Consider the following 23,008-nt stretch of genomic DNA (forward strand, 5'->3'; position numbering starts at 1 on the left):
TCCTTTGATCATGGGTTACGGGCTCAGCGCGCCAGGCTGCGCTGACGCAGGCGATCGGCGCCGAAAATCAGCAGGGTGATGAAAATCAGCAAGCAGGTGGAGACGGCGGCAATCACCGGTGAAACCTGCAAGGTCACCTCGTCCCAGAACTGCTTGGGCAAGGTGGCGTTGAGGCCGCCCGACGAAAACAGCGCAATCGTCAGTTCGTCGAACGAGGTGGCGAAGGCAAACAGGAACGCGGAAAACATCCCGGCGCCCAGCAGGGGGAAGGTCACGTGGCGCAGGGTTCTCAGGGGGCTGGCCCCCAGGCTCTGTGCGGCCAGGTCCAGGCGCTGGTCATAGTTGCGCAGCACCGCGATCATGGTCATCACCACGTAGGGCACGCACACCACAGTGTGGCCAATGATCAGGCCGATGGACGTACCGACCAGCTTCAGCTCGGCGAACATGTAGAACAGGCCGAGGGCAATGATCACTCGTGGCGCGATGATCGGCGACAGCAGGAACGCCAGCAGGATCGCCTTGCCACGGATCCTGCCGCGGGCCAGGAGAAACGCTGCGGGAACGCCGATCAGCATCGACAGAATGCCCGCGCCGGTCGCCACCGTCAGGGAGCGCACCAGGGCCTGGGTCCAGACCGGGGTATTGAGCATTTGCTCGTACCACTGCAGCGTCATGCCCGAAGGTGGCCACTGCAGGCCGGCACTGCTGAAGGAGATCGGGATCATCAGCAGGGCCGGCAGGCTGATCAGCACCAGCACGGTCCAGACGAAGACACTGAGCACCAGCGGCGTGCCTTCAGCGCTCTTGCGCCGGCGCTTGAACGACAGGCGCGCGATCAGCCAGTCGCTGACCGCCCCAATGCCCGCCAGCACCGCACTGCCTGCACGTCGCGCCAGGGTGTCGCGGCGGGCTTGGGCGGACGGGTCTTCGCCGGTGAGGGTGGCGAAGCCGAAGATCCGGTCATAGATCACGAAGACCACCAGCACCACCACCAGCAACAGCACGGAAATCGACCCGGCCAGTTCCCAGTTCAGGGTCTGTTGCACCTGATCGATGATCAGTTGGGTGATCATGGTTTCCTTGCGCCCACCCAACAGCGCCGGAACGATGAAGAAGCCGATGGCCGTGACGAACACCATGATGGTGGCGGCGGCCACTCCGGGCATCGACAGCGGGAAGTAGATCGTCCAGAAGGCCGTGCCCGGACGCGCGCCCAGGGTCGAAGCGGCGCGGGGCAGGCTGCGGTCGATGTTCTCCATCACCGCGAGCATGGTCATGACGGCGAGCGGCAGCATCGCGTGCACCATGCCGGTGAGCGTGGCGCCGGTGCCGTAGAGCAGGTTGATCGGTCGGTCGATCAGGCCCAGGGACATCAGGAAGTTGTTGGCCACCCCGTTGCGTCCCAGGATCACCACCCAGGCGAATGCCCGGACCAGGAAGCTGGTCCAGAACGACAGGAGCACCAGGAACACCAGGCGGCTCTTGAGCTTGGCCGGCGCCGTGGAGATCAGGTAGGCCACCGGATAGCCCAGCACCACCGACAGCACGGTGGTGGCCAGGGAGATCTTGAAGGTGATCCACAGCACGTTGAGGTACAGGCTCGAGGCGAACAGGTGCCGGTAGGCGTCGAGGGAAAAGCCCTCCGGCCCGAGGATGCTCAACGACAGCAGGCGGCCCACCGGATAGGCGAGGAACACCGCCAGCAGCACCAGCAACGGCGCGATCATCAGGCTGTTCTTGGCCCAGGCTGGCATCGGCGCAGAGGCTGCGCGAGAGGTAAACAGGCTCATGGGAACGCCGCCTTGGGTTGTTCGGTGATGGCAACGGCGTCCGAGGCATGCCAGGACAGGGAGACCTTGTCGCCGCGCTGGAAGCTCTCGCCATTGACCCGCGTCGGGAAGGCCGAGACCAGCGCGGGAATGCCTTCTTCCTCGGTGCTCATGTAGACCTTGGTCAGGCTGCCGGTGACCATCACATCGCTGACGCTCGCCTGCAGATGGCGCACGTCGCCGGCCGTGGCCTTGGCAATCAGCATGTTCTGTGGGCGGACCATGATGTGGATGTGCGCGCCCGGCAGGTTCTCACCGTTTGGCGTGGCGCTGGCCTTGATCCCACGGCTGCCGACCAGCACATCGAGCACCCCGTCCTGGGAGGCGACGATCTGCGCCGGCAACAGGTTCGACTCACCGAGGAAGTCGGCAACGAACAGCGTGCGTGGGCGGAAGTACAGGTCGTCGGGGGTGCCCAGTTGCTCGATCTTCCCGGCATTCATCAGGCAGATGCGATCCGACATGGTCATCGCCTCTTCCTGGTCGTGGGTCACGTAAATGATGGTGGTCCCCAGCTCCCGGTGAATGCGCTTGATCTCCAGTTGCATGTGTTCGCGCAGCTTCTTGTCGAGCGCGCCCAGGGGTTCGTCCATCAGGATGATCGAGGGGCGATAGACCATGCAGCGCGCCAGCGCGACCCGTTGTTGCTGGCCGCCGGACAGCTCCTTGGGATAACGCTGGGCGATGTGCGGCAGCTTGATCATGTCCAGGGCGGCCATGGCCCGTTCACGTGCTTCAGTCGCCGGGACCTTGCGCATCTTCAGCGGGAAGGCAATGTTCTCCAGGATCGTCATGTGGGGAAATAGCGCGTAGTTCTGGAACACCACACCAATGTCGCGATGATGGGGCGCCAGGTACGTCACATCGTTTTCGCCGATGGACACCTCGCCGCCATCGGGATGGGTGAGGCCGGCCACCAGGCTGAGCAAGGTGGTTTTGCCGGAGCCGGAAGGACCGAGCAGGGTCAGGAACTCCCCATCGGCGACGGTCAGGTCAGTTTGTGCGAGGGCCACGAACTGGCCATAATTTTTAGCGAGCTTCTTTACGGTTAGGCTGGAAGAGGACATGGCGAAGACCTGAAAACAAGGGGCAGGAAATATCGGGCCCGCCGCGTGGCGGACCCGTCAGCGGGGTCAGCTCAGGAGCCATGCGTTATAGCGTTCCAGCGCCGTGCCCTGTTTTTCTGTCCAATACTGGGCATCGATCGGTAGCCCCTTGGCGATGTGGTCGGGGTAGGAGGGGCAGTCGGCAGCCACGGCCGGGTCGATGAAGTCAAAGGCCCGCGGATGGGTCACGCCCGCAGGGAAGTACTTGGTCAGTGCAGCCTGGCGCTCGGGGTCGCAGGTGAACTTGATGAACTCGCGGCAGGCTGCGGCGTTGGGCGTGCCCGCCAGGATGGCCCAGCTGTCCAGGCCCCAGATGTTCTGGTCCCAGACGATGCCGACCGGGGCATTGGAGCTGCGGGCCGATTGCGCACGCGAGACCCAGACCGGCACCATGTCGACTTCGCCGGACACCAGCAATTGTTCGACTTGCGCGCCACTGGTCCAGAACACCGAGACGTCATTCTTGATTCTGTCGAGTGCCGAGAACGCCCGCTCCAGGTCGCACGGATAGACGTTGGCCACGGCAACCCCGTCGGCCAGCAGTGCCTGCTCGATGGTGTCGAAGGGGTGACGGCGCAGGGCGCGGCGACCGGGGAAACCCTGCACATCGTAGAAGTCTTTCCAGGAAGTGGGCGCCTGGCGCCCTTCGAAGGCATCCTTGCGATAGGCCAACACGGTGGTGTAGACGTTGGTGCCGACCCCATATTCGGACATGAAGTGTTCGGGCATCTGCGCCACGATGGGGTCGTTGCCCAGGCCGTGGGCCTCGAGGTATTTCTTCTGGCCCTGGGTGAGCATCTTGATTGCCGGCTGGCTGATCTTGGCCATGTCCCAGGTGTAGGAACCGGCATCGACCATCGACAGGATCTGCGCGGTCGGCTCGGCGTTGGCTTGCACGCCGATTACCTCGATTCCCGTCGCCTCCTGGAACGGCCGATAGAACACCTCGGTGTAGGCCTTGGTGTAGACGCCGCCATCATCGCGCACCACGATGCGTTTGGTTTGCGCCCGCAAGGACGACCACATGCTGCTCGTCGACAGTGCGACGGCCCCGACCACACTGGCCTTGAGCACACTGCGGCGTGACCAGTTATTAATGTTGTTGCCCATACTCCTGACCTCTCTTCGCGATATTGTCGATAGTCGCTATCGTCACTAGGGATGTTTGTTGTGGGTTTTATTTTTCAGGCGGTATAAGTCGGCCTGGGTTGAACAGGCCAAGGGGGTCGACGGCGTGTTTGATCGCCCGCATCAGGGCGAGCGAAGCCGTGGATTTATAGTTATGCATTTCATCGAGCGAGGTTTGCCCGACGCCGTGTTCGGCGCTGAAGGTCCCGGCCAGTTCGGCGGCCACGTCATTGACCGCGCGACGCAGTTCACGGGCAAGGGCTTCGGTTTGCTCGAGTCCGTCCCAGACCGCGAACGGGAAGAATGGAATGTAATGAATGTTGCCGTCACCCATGTGCCCGACGATCACGATCTGCGCTTGCGGGGCGAGCTTGGCCACCGCGGCGTTGGCCCGCTCGATGAAGGTCGCAATAGTGGACACCGGCACAGCGCAATCGGTGGTCAGGCCGATGCCGCCTTTCTTGTTGGCTTGCGACACACTGTGGCGCAGCTCCCACATGGCGGCTTGCTGGCCTTGACTGGAAGCGATGCTGGCGTTATCGACGATGGCCTGGTCGAACGCCTGCTCGAGGATGGCCGTAAGGGCCGCCTCGGGGTCGGCGCTGCCCGCGGTATCCGCCAGCTCGATCAGCACGTGCCAGGGATGCCGGGTATCCAGTGGCGAGCGGCGTTGCAGCACGTGTTCCACCACCAGGTCCAGTTGCAACTGGTTCATCAGCTCGAAGGCCGACAGCGATGAGCCCGACAGCTGGCGGGTGAGCACCAGCAGTTCGATCGCTTGGGCCGGGCTGCTGACGCCGACCCAGGCCACTGCGGAGCGCGTGGGCAGGGGATGCAGCTTGAGCACGGCGGCGGTGATGATCCCCAGGGTGCCTTCGGAGCCGATGAACAGATGCTTGAGGTCGTAGCCGGTATTGTCTTTGCGCAGGGCCCGCAGTTCCGAGCAGATGGTGCCATCGGCCAGTACCACTTCAATGCCCAGGACGTTGTCGCGGGTGTTGCCATAACGCAGCACGGAGATGCCCCCGGCGTTGGTGGCGATGGTGCCGCCGATCTGGCAGGAACCTTCGGCCCCCAGGCTGACGGGGTACAGGCGTCCGGCGTCCCGGGCCGCTTGCTGCACGTTGGCCAGGACGCAGCCGGCCTGCACTTCGATGGAGTTGTTGACGGGGTCGACAAGGCCGATGCGGCGCATGCGCTGCAGATTGATGATCACCGGAGCCGGCCCGCTGGAAGGCGGCACCGAACCACCGACCAGGCCGGTGTTGCCACCTTGAGGCAGCACGGGCACTCGGTGCCGGTGACAGCAGGCCACCACCGCCGATACTTCTGCGGTGCTGGCCGGACGGGCGACACACAGCGCCGCGCCACGGTAGCGCCCGCGCCAGTCCTCAAGGGAAGCGGCCATTTCGCCGGCGTCGGTAATCAGGTTGTTTGCACCAAGCAGAGCGATGAGCTCGTCGACCAATGACATTCGCTGACTCCAGTAATCTCAATGCAATTAAAGTAATTGCAAAAATAGTAGAGTGCTTCTCCCCTCATTGGCAATAGGGATTCTGGGGTGTGTCGTTTTTAGGTATGTCGTTTTTAGATATGGCTTACGGCTGTGCAACAGAGCGCCGATTGCGCTGCTAGAACCAGGCTGGAAGGGAGGAGGGTGATCGCTGATGGGCAACTTTATCCACTCAGGCGGTGCTACGGGCACGAGCTTGAATATCGCAAGCTGCTACCATCGCGCCATTGTCACCCTGAGTAGAGCACCATGAATCGCCGTAAGAAAATCAAGCAGCTGTTAAAGGCCCACGCGAAAAAGGCCAGCGCCAAGCTGGCCCCCGTCAACAAGGACAAGTACATCAGCAAAGCCGACCGCTTGAAGCTGGCGGCTGAAGCCAGCCAGGATCCCACCAGCTCGGTCGAGAGCTGAGCGCGCCTCGACTATTTTGCTGTGCCGCCCTGGGGAATATCGCCACAGAACAGATCGAGGTTGCCGTCCTCGGGTGCCGATCGCAGGACGATCGAGTACTGGCCGGCCAGCAACTCCGGCAGGGCGATGGGGGCGGTTCTGGAAAAGGTCCAGCCGGCGACGGCGGCGCGTTCGGTGGTGACCTGGCTGTTCATTGCGTAGGCCACCGGGCCGGGCTGCTGGCAACTGCCCTTATGGATGAAGGTGTAGAGGCGCAGGGGCAGGGAGGTGCTGGTGGGCACGCCGCTGATGAAAAAGTCGAACCCGGTCTTCTGGTCCCAATTGGCCAGGGTGGTATTGGCGATTTGCCCGACGTTGTGCCGAGTAGCCGCCAGGGGAATGCTGATTCCGTGTTCGGTTGAAGTGGTGCAGCCAGACAGGCTCGCGCTGACCAGCAGAGCGACCAGTGGATGTTTGGGGTTCATCACCAACCTCCAGTGTGGAAGAACTGCCCTGGAAGATTAGCGGGTACGGCGCAATAGTCGCCTAACGTTCGTCAGCCAGGCCCGCAGCACGCTGCGGGCCGCGCCTGTGTCAGTGCACGATCTGCGCCAGGAAGGCCTTGGCCCGTGGGCTTTTCGGGGCGTTGAAGAAGTCCTCGGGCGGGGCGTCCTCGATGATCTGGCCACCGTCGAGAAACAGCACGCGCTCGGCCACTTGCCGGGCAAACCCCATCTCGTGGGTCACGCAGAGCATGGTCATGCCGCTGCCGGCCAGTTTCACCATCACGTCCAGCACTTCGCTGACCATCTCCGGGTCGAGTGCCGAGGTGGGCTCGTCGAACAGCATGATTTTTGGTTCCATGCATAACGCCCGGGCGATGGCCACGCGCTGTTGCTGGCCGCCGGACAGCTGGCTGGGGTATTTGCTGGCCTGGCTGGCGATGCCGACTTTGTGCAGGAAATGCTCGGCCAGTTCCTCGGCCTTCTTGCGGCTCAGGCCGCGCACCGAGATCGGCGCCAGGGTGCAGTTGTCGAGCACGCTCATGTGCGGGAACAGATTGAAATGCTGGAACACCATGCCCACTTCGCTGCGCACCTTGGCCGCCTCGCGGGTGGTCTGGGACAGGTCGGTGTCATTGACCAGGATCCGGCCTTTCTCGGCGATTTCCAGGCGGTTGATGCAGCGGATCAGGGTCGATTTGCCGGAGCCGGAAGGCCCGCACAGGACAATGCGTTCGCCTTCGCGCACCTGCAGGTTGATGTCGTGCAAGACATGGAAGGCGCCATAGAACTTGTTCAGGGCGGCGATATCCACCACCACCTTACGGTTGTCGGGTTGCACGGCGAGCGGCGTATCGATACGGGCAGAGAGGGCAGGCATGGTCGGGTCTCCGGCAATCAATGGAAGCGCTCGGCGCTGTAAGGGGCAGGGTCGGTGAACGGGGGGGTGCCGGTCATCATTTCGGCCAGCAAGCGGCCGCAGACCGGGCCGAGAGTCAGGCCATGGTGGGCGTGGCCGAAGTTGAACCACAGGCCGGGGTGCCGCGCTGCCGGGCCGATCACCGGGCACATGTCCGGCAGGCACGGGCGGCGGCCCAGCCAGGGTTCGGCGTCCAGGCGTTCGCCCAGGGGGTAGAATGTGCGCGCTATTTCTTCGCAGCGGCGCAACTGGATTTCGTTGATCGGGTCGTCACTGTCGGCGAACTCGATGCCGGTGGTCAGGCGCACGCCACCCACCATCGGTGCCAGCACATACCCGCCGATAGGGTCGAGCAAGGGTTGTTGCAGGCAACTGCCTGGCAGGGCGGCATAGTGCATGTGATAGCCGCGCTTGATTGCCAGCGGGATCTTGTAGCCCAGGGGTTCGAAGACGCCCCGGGCTTGCGGACCGAGGGCCACCACGGCTTCGTCGCCGACCACCAGGCCCTGCTCGGTCTGCACCTGCCATTTGCCCTCGTTCTGGCGCAGGGTGAGGGCATCACCCAGGACAAACACGCCCCCGCGCTTGACGAACAGTTCGGCATAACCGCGGGTCAGGCCGCCGGGATCGCTGACGGTCTTGGGGTCGAGCCAGTGGATGCCACCGATCACGCTGCTGTGCAGGCCGGGTTGCCGCTCCCGCAATTGGTCACGGTCGAGCACCTGGTAATTGAGGCCGTAGCGCTGCAGTGCCTCGGCGTCTTGTTGCGCCTTGCAGAACGCCGGGATCGAGCTGTAGGCCTCGACCCAACCGCCGGCCTGGATCAAATGGTCCATGCCGGCGGGCGTCGAGAGCAGGTCATGCTCGCTGACACAGCGCTCCACCAGCGGCAGCATGGCCTTGGTCGCGATGGCCAGGCCCTTGGGGCCGGAGTGCCGCCAGTATTGCAGCAACCAGGGACCGGCCTTGGGCAGGTGCTTGAGGCTGTAGCGCACGTCCGATTGCTGGTTGCGGGCGTAGCGCAGCAGGCTCGACAGCTCGCGGGGGAACGAATAGGGAATCACGCTGGCGCGCTCGATCAGCCCGGCGTTGCCGTGGCTGGTGCCCTTGCCCGGCTGCTGGCGGTCGATGAGCACCACCTGGCGGCCACGGGCCTGTAACTGGAGGGCGGTACTGACGCCGACAATCCCGGCGCCCAGAACGATGGTTTGGCAATGCATGGGTAGATCCTTGATGCTGGGGCGGCCACGGCAGCCCGAGAAAAAACCGGTTTACTGCAGGTGGCGGCCGAGGCGGCCTTCCAGGGCTTTGAGGCTGCGGCGCACCACTTCCACGATCAGCAGGTACAGCACTGCGGCCCAGAGGTAGATCTGGAAGTCGAAACTGCGCGAGAAGGCCAGCTTGGCTACCCCCATCAAGTCGTAGATGGTCACCAGCGAGGCGATGGCGCTGGCCTTGATCATCAGGATCAGTTCGTTGCCCAGGGGACCGATGGCCACCAGCAGCGATTGCGGCAGGATGACTTTGCGAAAGGTAGTCCAGCGCGACAGGCTCAGGGCGTTGCAGGCTTCGCGCTGCCCCTGGGCCACGGCCAGGATGCTGCCCCGCAGGATCTCTGCCTGATAGGCCGCGGTGTTCAGGGTGAAGGCCAGCAAGGTGCAGAACCAGGCATCCCGGAAGAACCACCACAGGCCGACGTCCTGCCAGAAGCCTTTGAACGAGCCCAGGCCGTAATACAGCATGAACAGTTGGGCCAGCAGCGGCGAGCCACGGAAAAAGTACACATAGACACCGGCAAAACGGCTGAGGAAGCGGTTGTTCGACAACCGCGCCAGGGCAATCAGCAGACCGAGCAGGGCGCCCAGGGTGAAGGAAATGGCCACCAGTTTGGCGGTCACCAACAGCCCGTCGATGAAGCGTGGGCCGTAACGTTCCAGCAGATCAGGGCTGAGGAACAGGCTCTGCAATTCAGCCAGGCTCATGGGCGCACGCTCCGTTGATGGCGGCTGAAATGCTGCTCCAGGTACTGGAACAGGCGGCCGGAAATCGCCGAGAAAAACAGGTAGCCAAAGCAGGCCACGGTGTAGAACAACATCGGTTCCTTGGTCACGCTGACCGCCAGGTTGGTCTGGCGCATCAGGTCGACCAGGGAGATGGTCGACACCAGCGAGGTGTCCTTGAGCAGCGACAGCCAGTTGTTCGACAGGCCCGGCAAGGCAATGCGCACCAGTTGCGGCAGCACCACTTTGATAAAGGTCGTACGCCGGGACAGGCCCAGGGCGGCAGCGGCTTCGAACTGGCCCTTGGGCACGGTCTTGAAGGCGCCCAGCCAGATCTGGCTGGAGAACGCGGCGAACACCAGGCTGAAGGCGATCATGGCGGCGACGAAGGGGTTGATCGCCACTTCAGCCTCGTAGCCCATCGCCGACAACAGCTTCTGCGCGCCGATCTGGCAGCCGTAGTAGATGATCAGCAGGGTCAGCAATTCGGGCAGGCCACGGAACACGGTGGCAAACACCGTGCTCATGGCGCGCGGCCAGCGGCGCCGGGAGCGGGCGGCCAAGGCCAGGCCCAGGCCCAGCGGCAAGCCGATCGGCAGGCAGCTCAAGGCCAGGACGATGGTCACCAGGGCGCCAGCCAGCAAGGCTGAACCCCAGCCGCCGCTGGCGAAAGAAAGCAGTGACAGATGTTCGAACATGCTCGAACCCTCTCGGTAAATTAAGCCCGCACGCGCTCACCGCCGCCGGTGGGCGCGCGGTGCAGCAGGTTGGCAAGGAACGCCCCGCAGGCTGGCCTGAGGGGCAGGGGATCAGTAGATGTCGAAGGCGAAGTAACGGCTGGAGATCTTCTTGTAGGTGCCGTCGGCCACGATTTCATCCAGCGCTTTGTTGAAACGCTCGCGCAGCGCATCGTCACCCTTGCGCACCGCAATGGAGGCATCGGCAGTGGTGCCGTTGACATCGCCGATGATCTTGCAGCAGTCCTTGCCGGCGGTGTCGATCCAGGCCAGCAGCGGGAACTTGTCGGCAATCACCCCGTCGACGCGACCGGCGGCCAGGTCGCTGTTGGCTTCATCCAGGGTCGGGTAGAACTTGACGTCGGCGCCGGCCGGGCCGTAATGGTCTTCGGCGTAGATGGCCTGGGTCGAGGAGGCCTGGGCACCCACGGTGCGACCTTTGAAATCGGTCTGGGCGTCGGAGATGTCCGAGTCCTTGGGCACGGCCACGGACAGCGGAGTGCGGTAGTAGTGGTTAGTGAAATCGATCTTCTGCTTGCGCTCGTCGGTGGCGATCATCGAGGCGACCACGGCGTCGTATTTCTTCGCCATCAGCGCCGGGATAATCCCTTCCCAGTCCTGGGCGACGATCTTGCATTGGACTTTCATGCGTTCACACAGCGCGTTGGCGATGTCCACATCGAAGCCGTGCAGCTTGTTGTCCGAGTCGACATAGTTGAACGGCGGGTAAGCGCCTTCGGTGGCGATCTTCAGGACTTCAGCCTGCGCGCCGGAGGCCCCGGCCAGGACCATTGCACATGCACTGGCAAAGCGAATGACGTGTTTCATCTAGCACCTCGATTTATTGTTTTGAGCTTGGTGATGATGTGTATCCAACGAACTCGTTGTGCAGGCGCGCAACGGCGGCAAGACGTTTTTCCACTTCCGGGCCCAGCTGTTTGCAGACGTCGTTGACCAGCAGGTGCACCAACGACAGCATTGCGGCGGTCGATTCCCAGAAGAGGTTGAACTCGGTGGGCACGCGGAACACTTCGTCGGCGTTCTGCCCGGCCCAGTCGCAAAAGGTGTCGGTGACCAGCGTCACCGGGATGCCCGCCTCGCGGGCCTTGCGGCACAGGGTCAGGGCGTGGCGCGAATAGCGGCGGGCTTCGAACACCACCAGGGTGCTGTCGGCGGGCACGCTGAGCAGCACATCGGCGTAGTGCCCGGCAGCGCCATCGACCCAGTGCACGTCATCGCGCAGGTACTGCAGCAAGTGCACCATCGACGCGGCGATGCCCCGTTCGGTCTGGAACCCGGCGACGAACACCTTGCGCCGGCTGGCCAGGCGCTGGCTGACGGCGTGCCAGGTAGGGGTCAGGCTGTATTCGTAGACCTTGACCAGCGCCGCCACTTCCAGCTCGAAGCTGCGGGGCAGGCCTTGCGGACCCTGGCTCGCCTGCTGGCGGAACTCCTGCAAACGATCGCCCACCAGCCACGGGCCATCGCCCAGGTCGGCCTTGAGGTCGTTTTTCAGGTCCTTGAAGTGGCTGTAGCCGATGGAGCGACAGAAGCGCCCGACACTGGACTCACTGACGTTCAACTTCGCGGCGATGTCGGCTGCGGTCTGGAACGGCAGTTCATAAAGATTGGCCAGCATGTAGTTGGCAATCGCCCGGCCGGAGGCGGCGGCGGTTGACAGACTGCTTTCAAGGCGTTGTTTGATGGGCTGGCTCAAGGCTGTTTCCTGTTGTTATTCAGCGCTTGGGAAGGAAAATGGATGTTTTCTGTCATAAAGTCAATATTTGACAGATAACTGTCACCGCTGGATAGTTCGCCCATAACAACAAGTCGCCCGGAGCTACACAATGTCCCACGCCAACACCGCCTTGCCCGAAGTGGATACCCTTGCCCTCGCCGACCTGACGGAGTTGCTGCAGCGCATCTTTGAACAGCACGGCACCTCGCCAGACGTCGCCCAGGTGCTGGCGCACAACTGTGCCAGCGCCCAGCGCGACGGTTCCCACAGCCACGGGGTGTTCCGCATTCCCGGTTACCTGTCGTCGCTGGCCAGCGGCTGGGTGGATGGCCGGGCCGTGCCGGTGGTGGAGGATGTGGCTTCGGGGTTTGTCCGCGTCGATGCCGCCAATGGATTTGCCCAGCCGGCCTTGGCCGCCGCCCGTGGCGTGCTGGTCGAGAAGGCCCGCAGTGCCGGTATCGCGGTGTTGGCGATCCGCAACTCGCACCATTTCGCCGCGCTCTGGCCGGACGTCGAACCCTTCGCCGAAGAGGGCCTGGTGGCCTTGAGCGTGGTCAACAGCATGACCTGCGTGGTGCCCCATGGCGCACAACGGCCACTGTTCGGCACCAACCCGATTGCCTTTGCCGCCCCCCGTGCCGGTGGCGCGCCGATCGTCTTCGATCTGGCAACCAGCGCCATCGCCCATGGCGATGTGCAGATCGCCGCGCGCCAGGGCCAGTTGCTGCCCGAGGGCATGGGCGTCGACAGCCTGGGCCAGCCGACCCGGGACCCCAAGGCAATCCTCAACGGTGGCGCGCTGTTGCCGTTTGGCGGGCACAAGGGCTCGGCCCTGTCGATGATGGTGGAGCTGTTGGCGGCGGCCCTGACGGGCGGCAACTTCTCGTTCGAGTTCGACTGGTCGAACCATCCCGGCGCACAAACCCCCTGGACCGGTCAGTTGCTGATCGTGATCGACCCCAGCAAAACCGCTGGCAACCACTTCGCCAGCCGCAGCGAAGCACTGGTGCAGCAGATGCGTGGTGTTGGCTTGCAGCGCATGCCAGGCGACCGACGGTATCAGGAACGGGCCAAATCCCTGGCCGAAGGCATCACCCTGCCTGCGGCCGAGCTGGCACGGTTGCGTGAACTGGCGGGCGCGCGTTAGGTAAAGCGGTATATGACCTGTGGGAGCGAGCCGGCACAGTCAACATAGATGCTGCCTGACACACCGCCATCGCGGGCAAGCCCGCTCCCACAGGTTTGGTGTGGGTGTATACAGAATTTGTGAGCATCCAACACCACTGTGGGAGCGCGCTTGCTCGCGATGGGGCCGGTGCATTCAACATCCATGGCACCTGACACCCCGACAGGTTTGCTGGGTTAAAAACGCCACCTTGCCTGCCCCCGCCCCGTTACAACTGACCCTTCTCCAAGCCCTGGCCAGGGCGTAAACGCTTTCTGCTCTTTCGATCTGCAGTCAGTGAAGGCACAATGCGCATCCTTTTTTGGCTAGCCTTGCCGGAGGCCTCGAAATGATTAAGACGCCGTACTACCTGATCGATAAACAAAAGCTGCTGGCGAACATGCAGAAAATCGCCTATGTGCGCGAGCAGTCCGGGGCCAAGGCCCTGTTGGCGCTCAAGTGCTTCGCCACCTGGTCGGTGTTCGACCTGATGGAGCAGTACATGGACGGCACCACCTCGTCCTCGCTCTACGAGCTCAAGCTCGGCCGCCAGAAGTTTGCCGGCGAGACCCACGCCTACAGCGTGGCCTGGGCCGACGACGAGATCGAGGAGATGCTCGCCAACTGCGACAAGATCATCTTCAACTCCATCGGCCAACTGCAGCGCTTTGCCGAGGCGTCCGAAGGCAAGGTTCGCGGTCTGCGGGTCAACCCGCAGGTGAGCAGCTCCGACTACCTGCTGGCAGACCCGGCGCGTCCCTACAGCCGCCTGGGCGAGTGGGACCCGGTCAAGGTCGAGGCGGTCATCGAGCAGATCTCCGGCTTCATGTTCCACAACAACTGCGAGAACGGCGACTTCGGCCTGTTCGACCAGATGCTGTGCACCATCGAAGAGCGCTTCGGTCACCTGCTGCACAAGGTCGAGTGGGTCAGCCTGGGCGGCGGTATTCACTTCACCGGCGAAGACTATGCCCTCGACCAGTTCTGCGCGCGCCTCAAGGCCTTTTCGCAGAAGTACGGCGTGCAGGTCTACCTGGAGCCGGGCGAAGCCGCCATCACCCAGAGCGCCTCGCTGGAAGTTACCGTGCTCGACACCCTCTACAACGGCAAGCACCTGGCCGTCGTGGACAGCTCCATCGAAGCGCACATGCTCGATCTGCTGATCTACCGCCTGAACGCCAAGCTGGCGCCGAGCGAGGGTGAACACACCTACATGGTGTGCGGTAAGTCCTGCCTGGCCGGGGATATCTTTGGTGAGTATCAGTTTGCTGCACCGTTGGCCATTGGTGACCGCCTGTCGTTTGTCGATGCCGCGGGTTACACCATGGTCAAGAAAAACTGGTTCAACGGCTTGAAAATGCCGTCCATCGTAGTGAAACAACTCGATGGTAGTGTCGAGCTGGTTCGTGAGTTTGGTTTCGACGATTACTTGTCCAGCCTTTCGTAAGCTGGCGCAGAAGGAGAGAGAGAAAAATTGAAGAAGAACGTACTTATCATTGGTGCAGGAGGTGTCGCCAAGGTGGTGGCCCACAAGTGCGCGCAGCACAACGATGAACTCGGTCGTATTGCTATCGCGTCGCGCAACATCTCCAAATGCCAGGCCATCATCGACAGCGTCAAGGCCAAGGGCAGCCTCAAAGTGCCCGCCGATATCCAGGCGTTTGCCCTGGACGCCATGGATGTCGAAGCGACCAAGACGCTGATCCGCGAAACCGAATCGCAGATCGTCATCAACGTCGGTTCCGCGTTCCTCAACATGTCGGTGCTGCGTGCCTGCATCGATACCGGTGTCGCCTACCTGGACACCGCCATTCACGAAGAGCCGGGCAAGATCTGTGAAACGCCGCCCTGGTATGGCAACTACGAGTGGAAGCACCTCGAGGAATGCCAGCAGAAGAACGTCACCGCCATTCTCGGCGTGGGCTTCGACCCGGGTGTGGTCAATGCCTATGCAGCCCTGGCGCAACAACAGTATTTCGACCGCATTGATTCGATCGACATTCTCGACGTCAATGCCGGTTCCCACGGCAAATATTTCGCCACCAATTTCGACCCGGAAATCAACTTCCGTGAATTCACCGGACAGGTGTGGAGCTGGCAGGACAGCCAGTGGACCAGCAACACCATGTTCGAAGTCAAACGCACCGACGACCTGCCCGTAGTCGGCGCGCAGAACCTCTACCTCACCGGCCACGATGAAGTGCACTCCCTGTCGAAGAACCTCGGCGTGGCCAACGTGCGTTTCTGGATGAGCTTCGGCGAGCACTACATCAATGTGTTCACCGTGCTCAAGAACCTTGGCCTGCTCTCCGAGCAACCGGTCAAGACCGCCGAAGGCCTGGAAGTGGTGCCGTTGAAACTGGTCAAGGCCGTGCTGCCAGACCCAAGTTCGCTGGCGCCGGGCTACACCGGCAAGACTTGCATCGGTGACCTGGTCAAGGGCACCAAGGATGGCCAGCCGCGCGAAGTGTTCATCTACAACGTGGCTGATCACGAGGAAGCCTATGCCGAAACCGACAGCCAGGGCATTTCCTACACCGCTGGCGTGCCACCGGTAGCCGCCGCCTTGCTGGTCGCCCGTGGCGAGTGGGACGTGCAGCGCATGGTCAACGTCGAGGAGCTGCCAGCCGAGCCGTTCCTCAAGGCGCTGGACGTGATGGGCCTGCCAACCCGCATCAAGGATGAGCGTGGCGATCGTCCATGGGACAGCGAGGCCTGAGACCTTCCAGGTCCTGGTAGTCGCCCCGCGCACAAGAACGCCGCTCATTGAGCGGCGTTTTGTTTTGTGTACCCGGCCGATTCCCAGCATCGCCTGAAAAGCGTTACCCGGGGCACGGCTGTTGCGCCTTGTGCCACCGCCCATAGGCCTCGGGCAAACACACTGCACACGGCCTGAAACCGGCCGCCAGGGCGGCGGCTTCATCGGCAAAAAACACCCGATGAGCCACGTAGCCGCCCCGAGCGATGGCACGCAAGGCGCCTGGGCAATCCAGGCGACCGTAGATCTTCGAGCGCCGGTGGCCGCCCAACAGGCCGGGCACCGGGCTGGCGATCTTTTGCCGTTGCTCGTTGAGCAGCCAGTAGGTTGTCATCCCCTGGGTACTCGCCACAAATACCACGCGGCAACCGTCCGGTAGGGGCTCCAGGCCTGGCTCAGGTCGAGCATTTGCTTGCGCGTGGGCGTTTGCTCCAGGCCCTTGAGGCGGCGGTAACCGTCACGCACGCCAAAGTCGTCGGCGGGCAGGATGTCCGGGCGTTCGAGGGTGTAGATCAGCAACATCTCCACGGTCCAGCGACCGACCCCACGCAACGGCGTCAGGCGCGCGATCAGCGTCTCGTCGTCCATGGCGTGTGCCGTGGGGTAATCCGGGACGACGCCACTCAAGGTGGCGCCAGCGATGCCCTGGATCGTCGCAATCTTGCTCGCGGAAAAACCGCAGCGGCGCAGGTCGTCAAATTCACTGGCCAGCAACTGCGCAGCACTGGGGAAGGGCTGTCCGGGGAACAGCGCGAGCAAGCGCCCGACAATCGCGTCGCCGGCTCGCACGTGCAGTTGCTGATAAGCGATGGCGCGCACCAGGGCTTCATAGGGGTCGCGGGTTGGCTGGGGTTGATGCAGGCAGGGGCCGATGGCCGCGACATGCCGCGCCCAGTCGTCGTCCAGGGCGGCGAGGAACTGGCGGGCGAGGTCATAGGGCATGGGGCATCCGGGGCAGGAGTGAGGGTCTGGCGGACAGACTAGTCGTCCGTCCGCCACTCTGCACCCGGTGTCTTGCGTTCACATTCGGCGTGGCGCTCAGGCCTTGCTCGCCGCCAGGTACGCAGCAAGGCGTCGGCCCATCTCGTCACCCAGGGCCTGCAAGGCACTCATCGGCCGCACCATCACTTCAAACTCGACGATTTCCCCCTCCTCGTTGAAGCGAATCATGTCGATGCCTTTGAGTTGCTTGTCGCCGACCCGGGCACTGAACTCCAGCACCACATTCAGCCCGTCGGCACTTGCCAGTTCGCGGTGGTAGGTAAAGTCCTCGAACACCTGGAACACCGTGTTGAGGATCATCGCCACCACCGGTGCGCCGGGGTAGGGCGTGTGGGCCATGGGCGAGCGGAACACCGCCTCGGCAGCGAGCAACTGGGGCAGTGCGCGCAAGTCGCGCGTATCGAGCATGGCGTGCCATTGTGCCAGGGCGGTGGCGACGTTGGGGAGTAGGTTGAGTTCAGACATGTTCGACTCCTGGGTTGTTATTGTTGTGCTGTCGCCCAGTGATGGCCTGGGCGGCGTGCTCTGCCCAGAGACTGTAGATCACAGGGCCAGGATGGAAACCGTCGGCGGCCATCAGGCCAGCCTCAGGGGTCAGGCTCAGGGTCAAGAGGGTACAAGAGGGTTGGGCTGCGGTCAGCGTAGCCAGTTGTTGGTTGAAACGCCTGGCCCGGTTCCCCAGGTACCAGCGCAAGGGCTGGGGCAGCGCGGGGAACAGGTGCATCGGCGGCAGCGGGGAAATCACCAGCTGTTGCACCGCGAACTTGCCCCTCAACAACCCCAACAGGCGCTGTTGTCGTGCCAGCCATTGATCGACGCCAAGGCGGCTGGTGACATCGTTGACTCCAATGCCCAGCACCGCCACATCAAAGGGCTGCGCGTCCTTGCCTTCGAGCAGCTCCAGCAGGTCCTGGGAATCGAGCCCCGTCTGCGCCCAGAGCTGCCAGCTCACCTGGAAATCCTCGGCCAGCCGGGCGACCAATTGCCCGCTCAAGGCCTGATCCTGGGTCGCGGCGCCCACCCCGGCGACGGCTGAATCCCCGACAATCAGCAAGCGCAGGCGTGCGCCGTTGCCGGCCTGGCCCTGGCGTGCACCGCTGGCTTCCGGCAACCGCGGGGTGACCCGCCGGGTGTAAATGCCCTGCAGCAAGAGCAGGGGCCCCAGCAGCAGTGTGCTCAAACGTTCAGGCATACCCCGGCCTCAGGCCCGACGCGCCATCAACAGCACGCTCGCCGCCGCCGACAGCAGCCCGGCGCAGCAGCGGTTGAACATCCGCTTGCCACGGGGCTGGCTGAACCAGCGGCGCATGTGCAGCCCCATGTAGGCGTATGAGGCGATGGCAACCCACTCCAGGACCAGGAACAGCGCGCCGAGCAAGGCAAACTGCGGGGTCACCGGCTGGCTGGGCTCGACGAACTGCGGCAGGAAGGCGGTGAATATCAGGATCGCTTTGGGGTTGCCGGCTGCCACCAGAAACTCCTGCCGGGCCAACGCCAGCAACCCCGCTTCAGGGCGTTTGACCGTGGTCTGAACCTGCGTATCGGCAGTCCACAGCTGCCAGGCCAGGTACAGCAGGTACGCCGCGCCGACGATTTTGATCCCGTAGAACAGCCACTCCGACGTCTGCAGCACCACCGCCAGGCCGGCGGAGGCGAGGGCGATCATGCCGGCGAACGCCAGCAACCGCCCGACCCCGGCCAGGCACGCGGTACGGTAGCCATAGCGGGTGGCGTTGCTGACCGACAACAGATTATTCGGCCCCGGCGCCATGTTCAGGGCGAAGCAGGCGGGGAGGAACAGGGTGAGGGTGGCGAGGTCCATGGGCGATTCCGTCCGTAATGGGGTTAAGCATTGTAGGAGCAGCGGGGCGCACTCCGTTTGCTCCTACAGTTTGTCTATGTACGTGTAGGGCGTAGAGGGGGATTCCGATTCCAGCACATCCCCAGAGTACCTTTCGCACATTGATCGACGATGCTGGACCCAGAATATGCAGCATTCCATGCCCTTGTCGTTCGGGCTGTTGAGCTGAATGAATCCTGTGGTTTTTGTCATTACAGTGGGTGAAGTTAAACGCTGGCCCTAAAGCGGTATAGCACCAAGAGTCCATGGTAACTAATGCTTTTTGCTGTTGTATTCATTGTTTTATCCATAGGAGGCCTTCAAAAACATGAGTGTCCAATGAGTAAAGTGTTGTAGGGAAAATCTGATTTTCATTGCGTAGCAACTCCACACACCTATCTCTCATTGAGCTAGGAAAACGAATCCCGCACCATCCTTTATTCCTGAAATGTTTCAAAGGATGGAATTCAAGGCATGCTGGACGCAAACGCAACTCATATTTCCCTCTCGCTGGAGGGTATATCCGTTGACCTTCAAGTACTTGGTTTTGTTGGTCGTGAAGCCCTCAATCAGCCATTCTGCTTCGACATTGAACTGGTCAGTCCCCATCCTGACCTGACACTCGAAGAGATCCTGTACAAACCTGGCTGTCTAACTTTCGGCGCCACTGGTAAAGGCATCATCCACGGCCTGGTCTATCGCATTGAGCAAGGCGATTCCGGTAAAAGCCTGACCCGCTACAGCATCAGCCTCTGCCCGCAACTAGCCTACCTGCGGCATAACTACGATCAGCAAATCTTCCAGCGCCTGAGCGTGCCGAAGATCATCGCAAAGGTGTTGGAAGCGCGTGGCATCCTGGCCGACGCCTACAGCTTCCAACTTGGTGCGATCTACCCGGAACGCGATTACTGCGTGCAGTACGACGAATCCGACCTGCATTTCATCCAGCGCCTGTGCGAAGAAGAAGGCATCCACTTCCACTTCCAGCACAGTGCCAGCGGTCATAAGCTGGTGTTCGGCGATGATCAGACGGTGTTCCGCAAACTGGCGCCAGTGAGCTACCAACAAGACTCCGGCATGGCCGCCGAAACGCCGGTGATCAAGCGTTTCAACCTGCGCCTGGAAACCCGCGCCACCCGTGTCAGCCGCCGCGACTACGATTTCGAAAAGCCGAGTACCCTGCCCGAAGGCGCCGCTAAAAGCACCTTTGCTCCGGACCTGGAGGACTACGACTACCCAGGCCGTTTCACCAGCCGTGCGCGCGGCAAACAACGGGCCACCCGCGCCCTGGAACGCCATCGTAGCGACTACCAACTCGCTGAAGGCAAAGGCGATGAGCCGACGCTGGTCAGCGGCCACTTCCTGGCGCTGAGTGAGCACCCACGTGCTGAGTGGAACGACCTCTGGTTGCTGCTGGAAGTGATTCACGAAGGCAAGCAACCGCAAGTGCTCGGAGAGAACATCTCCAGTGATGTCACCCAGAACAAAGACGGTTTTCATCAGGGCTACCGCAACTGCTTCCTCGCCACGCCGTGGGAGGCGCATTACCGGCCGGCCCTGGAACATCCCAAACCCAAGGCGCTGGGTAGCCAGACCGCCATCGTCACCGGGCCTCCGGGCGAAGAGATCCATTGCGACCCATACGGTCGTGTGAAAGTCCAATTTCGCTGGGACCGGGACGGGCAGACTAACGATAACTCCAGCTGCTGGGTGCGCGTCGCCACCGGCTGGGCCGGTAATGCCTACGGTGGCATCGCCATTCCACGCGTCGGCATGGAAGTGCTCGTCACCTTCCTCGAAGGTGATCCCGACCAGCCGCTGATCACCGGTTGCCTGTTTCACCAAGAAAATGTCGTCCCCTACGACCTGCCGGCGAACAAGACCCGCAGCACGTTCAAGACGCTCAGCTCGCCAGGAGGCGAGGGTTACAACGAGTTTCGTATCGAAGACAAAAAAGGCGCGGAACAGATCTACCTGCACGCTCAGCGCGACTGGGAACAAAGCATCGAGCATGACCAGAAAATCCACATCGGCAACGAACGGCATGACACGGTTGAGGCCAATGTGTTCAGCGAGTTCAAGGCTGAAGAGCATCGGATCACCCACTTGGATCGCAAGACTCAAGTGCGGGCGGATGATCACCTGACGGTGGGTGTGACCCAACATGTGAAGCTGGGGACGGCACAGTTTGTCGAGTCGGGCCAGGAGATTCACTACTACGCAGGCGACAAGGTGGTGATTGAGGGCGGGATGGAACTGACCGCCAAGGCTGGCGGGAGCTTCGTCAAGCTGGACGCCGGTGGCGTGACGATCAGTGGCGCTGAGGTGAAGGTCAATTCTGGGGGCGCTCCTGGCGTCGGCACCGGAATCAAGATTCTCACTCCATTAGCCTCTGGTGCCGCCGTCGCTGCCACTGCGGGGCAGCAGTTGAGTGCGCCACCGGTTGGGAAACTCAGTACCGTCCCTGACTCGGCACCACCTGCGGTGGAAGAAGAGCTTGAGGAAGAGGAAGAAGAAGTCGAGCTGGATGACATCACCTTACGTGTTGGGGTGTTCTTCGATGGGACTGGCAATAACCGCAACAACAGTGAGCGGGTGTTTGGCTGCTTTGCGGCGGACGTGAACCTGGAGGAAGCAGCTGAAGACATTCGCCAGTTCTGTGCGGCTCATGGTTATGACGGCAAGGGAAGTAGCCCGGATAACAGTTATGGCAATGACCTCAGCAACGTCGCCCGGCTGTATGACCTTTACTTAGACCAAAGGGACATAACGCTGCCGATTGATGCTAGGACAGCCAGCCTGCGAGTTTACGTGGATGGCATCGGTACCAGCAGTACCGGAGCTGACTCCATCTTTTCGCAAGGTACAGGCATAGGTGCCCGGGGCGTACGGGCGCGAGTTGAAGAAACTCCGATGCTTGTTCTTAGGGCTATCCAAAACTTTCAAGACAACAATCCCGATAAGCGGGTGGCGAAAATCGAGTTCGATATCTTCGGGTTCAGCCGTGGCTCCGCAGCGGCAAGGGATTTTGCCAATGAGGCATTAAAGGGGAACCAAAGTATCCTCGCCAAAGCGTTGCCGATGGGGGCCCCGATATTGTCGGATAGTTTTTCATGGACGCCGCATACTGATGTCTCTATCAATTTCATTGGCGTTTACGACACCGTCGCAGCCATTGCCAATCCACTGGTAGGGGACTGGACGGGTAATAACGCTTATAACCCAGGAATCAATATCCATCTGGCGCCAGACGCGGCTAAGAAAGTCGTCCAATTGGTCGCTCGAAATGAACGCCGTTATAACTTTGCCCTCAACAGTCTTGGGTCGGCCGATATTGTCCTTCCGGGTGCGCATTCGGATCTGGGCGGCGGCTATTTACCCAAGGCGATGGAGCGCATCCTGCTCAGCAAACCGCGTAAAAGCCTGGTCGAAGAAAGGACCTCTTTCGTTGAGGCCAACAGTTACAAGGCGGCCCAGCAGGACTTGAGACGGCTTCAAGATCAACTGGCCCACTATCATCTTTCGTTGGAGATCCGGACGTGGGAGGTGCCGTTTCGTCGCGCCGACAAAGACAACCGCAGAAACATGAAATACGTGTATGCAGCAGTCAGCAGCCAGCGCGAAGTCCGCAGTGATTTGTCCTTGATCTACTTTCGGATCATGCGCGAACTGGCCGTGGAAAATGGAGTGCCGTTTGGCGAGATTGACGAAGGCGAGCCGAGACTCGCGCTACCTGCGGACCTCGTTCCCATCTGCAAAAAACTGATGGCCTACGCTCAGGGGAAAAGCAAAACAACAGGGCTGACTCCGCAGGAGGAGGCACTGCTGTTCCAGCGTTATGTTCATATCTCCGATAACTGGAACGCCGCAAAAAACCGCAACAATAGCGACCTGAACATCGTCTTCATTAATCGACCAGACGAAAACTCTGTGCGCACGGTGCATCCTAATGAGTAATTTTATCCGTATCGCTCTTACCGCCTTTCTGCTCAGTGGCTGCACATTCGCCAGCAGCCAGTCAATGCCTTACAAATCCTGGTACCTGGGGTTCTCGGCTCCTGACTACATGGAAGTCTGGATCGAAACAGCCGATGTGGTCGACATTCAGGACCATGTGTTTCAACGTGCGGCAAGTGGCATCGCGTCAATGCAAGCGCCTCCCACCAACGCCGGCAATCCCCGTGGGTGGCCGAAAAGAGGGCCTGCCGGAGGCGGAAAACGAGTGACAGGGGCAGACTTGCCCCAACAGATCTATGTCCGCTGGCAATCGCTGGTCGAACCGCAAACCTACCTGATGGTGATAAAAATCCCCGAAGCCACTCGAGAGGTCATGCGCAAGGGGGAGAACGTGTTCTGCGCGGCCGATGGGAAATGGAT

22 protein-coding genes and 1 pseudogene are annotated in these 23,008 nt (G+C 61.8%); 6 read left to right on the top strand and 17 right to left on the bottom strand.

The genetic code is table 11. From position 1 onward, the window contains the following. Positions 1 to 23: 23 nt before the first annotated feature. The 4 genes from AACY45_RS25255 to AACY45_RS25270 form a co-directional block, all read right to left on the bottom strand. Entirely contained in the window at positions 24 to 1,793 is a 1,770-nt protein-coding gene (locus tag AACY45_RS25255; RefSeq protein WP_320332519.1) for an ABC transporter permease subunit, read from the bottom strand. Next, on the bottom strand, positions 1,790 to 2,845 hold the full coding sequence (locus tag AACY45_RS25260) for an ABC transporter ATP-binding protein (RefSeq protein ID WP_339548099.1): 1,056 nt from the start codon (positions 2,843 to 2,845) through the stop codon (positions 1,790 to 1,792). The genes AACY45_RS25255 and AACY45_RS25260 overlap by 4 nt, the downstream gene beginning before the upstream one ends. 120 nt (positions 2,846 to 2,965) lie before the next feature. Further along, complete coding sequence (locus tag AACY45_RS25265) at positions 2,966 to 4,048, bottom strand: ABC transporter substrate-binding protein (RefSeq protein ID WP_095170782.1); 1,083 nt, start codon at positions 4,046 to 4,048, stop codon at positions 2,966 to 2,968. 67 nt (positions 4,049 to 4,115) lie between these two features. Further along, positions 4,116 to 5,540, bottom strand: a complete 1,425-nt coding sequence (locus AACY45_RS25270; RefSeq protein ID WP_339548100.1) for an FAD-binding oxidoreductase — start codon at positions 5,538 to 5,540, stop codon at positions 4,116 to 4,118. Between the two features lie 288 nt (positions 5,541 to 5,828). Here AACY45_RS25270 and AACY45_RS25275 point away from each other — a divergent pair, with 288 nt between their 5' ends. Further along, the gene (locus AACY45_RS25275; RefSeq protein ID WP_339548101.1) at positions 5,829 to 5,990 is read left to right on the top strand and encodes a DUF2986 domain-containing protein; all 162 of its coding nucleotides are present in this window, start codon (positions 5,829 to 5,831) and stop codon (positions 5,988 to 5,990) included. 11 nt (positions 5,991 to 6,001) lie between these two features. On the opposite strand, the gene AACY45_RS25280 is transcribed toward AACY45_RS25275, so the two are convergent. The 7 genes from AACY45_RS25280 to AACY45_RS25310 form a co-directional block, all read right to left on the bottom strand. Next, positions 6,002 to 6,454, bottom strand: a complete 453-nt coding sequence (locus AACY45_RS25280; protein WP_339548102.1) for a hypothetical protein — start codon at positions 6,452 to 6,454, stop codon at positions 6,002 to 6,004. Positions 6,455 to 6,563: 109 nt separating this feature from the next. Continuing rightward, on the bottom strand, positions 6,564 to 7,352 hold the full coding sequence (locus tag AACY45_RS25285; RefSeq protein ID WP_445261222.1) for an amino acid ABC transporter ATP-binding protein: 789 nt from the start codon (positions 7,350 to 7,352) through the stop codon (positions 6,564 to 6,566). A 17-nt stretch (positions 7,353 to 7,369) separates the two neighbouring features. Then, on the bottom strand, positions 7,370 to 8,611 hold the full coding sequence (locus AACY45_RS25290) for an FAD-binding oxidoreductase (protein WP_339548103.1): 1,242 nt from the start codon (positions 8,609 to 8,611) through the stop codon (positions 7,370 to 7,372). 51 nt (positions 8,612 to 8,662) lie between these two features. Further along, entirely contained in the window at positions 8,663 to 9,373 is a 711-nt protein-coding gene (locus AACY45_RS25295) for an ABC transporter permease (protein ID WP_339548105.1), read from the bottom strand. Next, positions 9,370 to 10,089, bottom strand: a complete 720-nt coding sequence (locus AACY45_RS25300) for an ABC transporter permease (RefSeq protein WP_339548106.1) — start codon at positions 10,087 to 10,089, stop codon at positions 9,370 to 9,372. Before AACY45_RS25300 ends, AACY45_RS25295 begins: the two co-directional genes overlap by 4 nt. Positions 10,090 to 10,200: 111 nt before the next feature. Next, complete coding sequence (locus AACY45_RS25305) at positions 10,201 to 10,956, bottom strand: transporter substrate-binding domain-containing protein (RefSeq protein WP_339548107.1); 756 nt, start codon at positions 10,954 to 10,956, stop codon at positions 10,201 to 10,203. Positions 10,957 to 10,969: 13 nt separating this feature from the next. Then, complete coding sequence (locus tag AACY45_RS25310; protein WP_339548108.1) at positions 10,970 to 11,845, bottom strand: MurR/RpiR family transcriptional regulator; 876 nt, start codon at positions 11,843 to 11,845, stop codon at positions 10,970 to 10,972. 130 nt (positions 11,846 to 11,975) lie between these two features. On the opposite strand from AACY45_RS25310, the gene AACY45_RS25315 reads away from it, so the two are divergent. The 3 genes from AACY45_RS25315 (at position 11,976) to AACY45_RS25325 (ending at position 15,750) form a co-directional block, all read left to right on the top strand. After that, entirely contained in the window at positions 11,976 to 13,013 is a 1,038-nt protein-coding gene (locus AACY45_RS25315; RefSeq protein ID WP_339548110.1) for an Ldh family oxidoreductase, read from the top strand. A gap of 367 nt (positions 13,014 to 13,380) precedes the next feature. Next, positions 13,381 to 14,478, top strand: a complete 1,098-nt coding sequence (locus AACY45_RS25320) for a carboxynorspermidine decarboxylase (protein WP_095170755.1) — start codon at positions 13,381 to 13,383, stop codon at positions 14,476 to 14,478. 27 nt (positions 14,479 to 14,505) lie between these two features. Then, a complete protein-coding gene (locus AACY45_RS25325) occupies positions 14,506 to 15,750 on the top strand; it encodes a saccharopine dehydrogenase family protein (protein ID WP_339548111.1) in 1,245 nt (414 codons plus the stop codon). A 103-nt stretch (positions 15,751 to 15,853) separates the two neighbouring features. Here AACY45_RS25325 and AACY45_RS25330 read toward each other — a convergent pair whose 3' ends face one another. From AACY45_RS25330 to AACY45_RS25355, 6 genes and pseudogenes are all read right to left on the bottom strand, one after another. Further along, positions 15,854 to 16,123, bottom strand: coding sequence for an Ada metal-binding domain-containing protein (locus tag AACY45_RS25330; RefSeq protein ID WP_339548112.1), 270 nt, complete (start codon positions 16,121 to 16,123; stop codon positions 15,854 to 15,856). After that, complete coding sequence (locus AACY45_RS25335) at positions 16,120 to 16,731, bottom strand: DNA-3-methyladenine glycosylase family protein (RefSeq protein ID WP_339548113.1); 612 nt, start codon at positions 16,729 to 16,731, stop codon at positions 16,120 to 16,122. Before AACY45_RS25335 ends, AACY45_RS25330 begins: the two co-directional genes overlap by 4 nt. Positions 16,732 to 16,827: 96 nt before the next feature. Beyond that, a complete protein-coding gene (locus AACY45_RS25340) occupies positions 16,828 to 17,256 on the bottom strand; it encodes a nuclear transport factor 2 family protein (RefSeq protein ID WP_339548114.1) in 429 nt (142 codons plus the stop codon). Continuing rightward, positions 17,249 to 17,983, bottom strand: coding sequence for an SGNH/GDSL hydrolase family protein (locus AACY45_RS25345; RefSeq protein ID WP_339548115.1), 735 nt, complete (start codon positions 17,981 to 17,983; stop codon positions 17,249 to 17,251). The genes AACY45_RS25340 and AACY45_RS25345 overlap by 8 nt, the downstream gene beginning before the upstream one ends. A gap of 9 nt (positions 17,984 to 17,992) precedes the next feature. Beyond that, a complete protein-coding gene (locus AACY45_RS25350; protein WP_339548117.1) occupies positions 17,993 to 18,613 on the bottom strand; it encodes a LysE family translocator in 621 nt (206 codons plus the stop codon). Positions 18,614 to 18,710: 97 nt separating this feature from the next. Further along, positions 18,711 to 18,788, bottom strand: a pseudogene (locus AACY45_RS25355) (glutathione S-transferase); the annotation flags it as partial. A 317-nt stretch (positions 18,789 to 19,105) separates the two neighbouring features. Here AACY45_RS25355 and tssI point away from each other — a divergent pair. Both tssI and AACY45_RS25365 read left to right on the top strand, forming a co-directional pair. After that, positions 19,106 to 22,588 (top strand): type VI secretion system tip protein TssI/VgrG, encoded by a 3,483-nt coding sequence (tssI, locus tag AACY45_RS25360; protein WP_339548118.1) that lies wholly within the window; start codon positions 19,106 to 19,108, stop codon positions 22,586 to 22,588. Continuing rightward, positions 22,581 to 23,008 (top strand): DUF2931 family protein (locus AACY45_RS25365; RefSeq protein ID WP_339548119.1); only part of this gene is annotated, 428 nt, incomplete at its 3' end. The genes tssI and AACY45_RS25365, both read left to right, overlap by 8 nt.

Origin of the sequence: Pseudomonas sp. RA_35y_Pfl2_P32 (assembly GCF_963970735.1) — a bacterium.
GTDB lineage: Bacteria > Pseudomonadota > Gammaproteobacteria > Pseudomonadales > Pseudomonadaceae > Aquipseudomonas.

Coding starts and splice junctions, on each gene's coding strand:
- AACY45_RS25275 (WP_339548101.1), top strand. CDS start 5,829: ATGAATCGCCGTAAGAAAATCAAGCAGCTGTTAAAGGCCCACGCGAAA.
- AACY45_RS25320 (WP_095170755.1), top strand. CDS start 13,381: ATGATTAAGACGCCGTACTACCTGATCGATAAACAAAAGCTGCTGGCG.
- AACY45_RS25255 (WP_320332519.1), bottom strand. CDS start 1,793: ATGAGCCTGTTTACCTCTCGCGCAGCCTCTGCGCCGATGCCAGCCTGG.
- AACY45_RS25345 (WP_339548115.1), bottom strand. CDS start 17,983: ATGCCTGAACGTTTGAGCACACTGCTGCTGGGGCCCCTGCTCTTGCTG.
- AACY45_RS25300 (WP_339548106.1), bottom strand. CDS start 10,089: ATGTTCGAACATCTGTCACTGCTTTCTTTCGCCAGCGGCGGCTGGGGT.
- AACY45_RS25290 (WP_339548103.1), bottom strand. CDS start 8,611: ATGCATTGCCAAACCATCGTTCTGGGCGCCGGGATTGTCGGCGTCAGT.
- AACY45_RS25315 (WP_339548110.1), top strand. CDS start 11,976: ATGTCCCACGCCAACACCGCCTTGCCCGAAGTGGATACCCTTGCCCTC.
- tssI (WP_339548118.1), top strand. CDS start 19,106: ATGCTGGACGCAAACGCAACTCATATTTCCCTCTCGCTGGAGGGTATA.
- AACY45_RS25340 (WP_339548114.1), bottom strand. CDS start 17,256: ATGTCTGAACTCAACCTACTCCCCAACGTCGCCACCGCCCTGGCACAA.
- AACY45_RS25270 (WP_339548100.1), bottom strand. CDS start 5,540: ATGTCATTGGTCGACGAGCTCATCGCTCTGCTTGGTGCAAACAACCTG.
- AACY45_RS25265 (WP_095170782.1), bottom strand. CDS start 4,048: ATGGGCAACAACATTAATAACTGGTCACGCCGCAGTGTGCTCAAGGCC.
- AACY45_RS25285 (WP_445261222.1), bottom strand. CDS start 7,352: ATGCCTGCCCTCTCTGCCCGTATCGATACGCCGCTCGCCGTGCAACCC.
- AACY45_RS25350 (WP_339548117.1), bottom strand. CDS start 18,613: ATGGACCTCGCCACCCTCACCCTGTTCCTCCCCGCCTGCTTCGCCCTG.
- AACY45_RS25330 (WP_339548112.1), bottom strand. CDS start 16,123: ATGACAACCTACTGGCTGCTCAACGAGCAACGGCAAAAGATCGCCAGC.
- AACY45_RS25335 (WP_339548113.1), bottom strand. CDS start 16,731: ATGCCCTATGACCTCGCCCGCCAGTTCCTCGCCGCCCTGGACGACGAC.
- AACY45_RS25280 (WP_339548102.1), bottom strand. CDS start 6,454: ATGAACCCCAAACATCCACTGGTCGCTCTGCTGGTCAGCGCGAGCCTG.
- AACY45_RS25295 (WP_339548105.1), bottom strand. CDS start 9,373: ATGAGCCTGGCTGAATTGCAGAGCCTGTTCCTCAGCCCTGATCTGCTG.
- AACY45_RS25305 (WP_339548107.1), bottom strand. CDS start 10,956: ATGAAACACGTCATTCGCTTTGCCAGTGCATGTGCAATGGTCCTGGCC.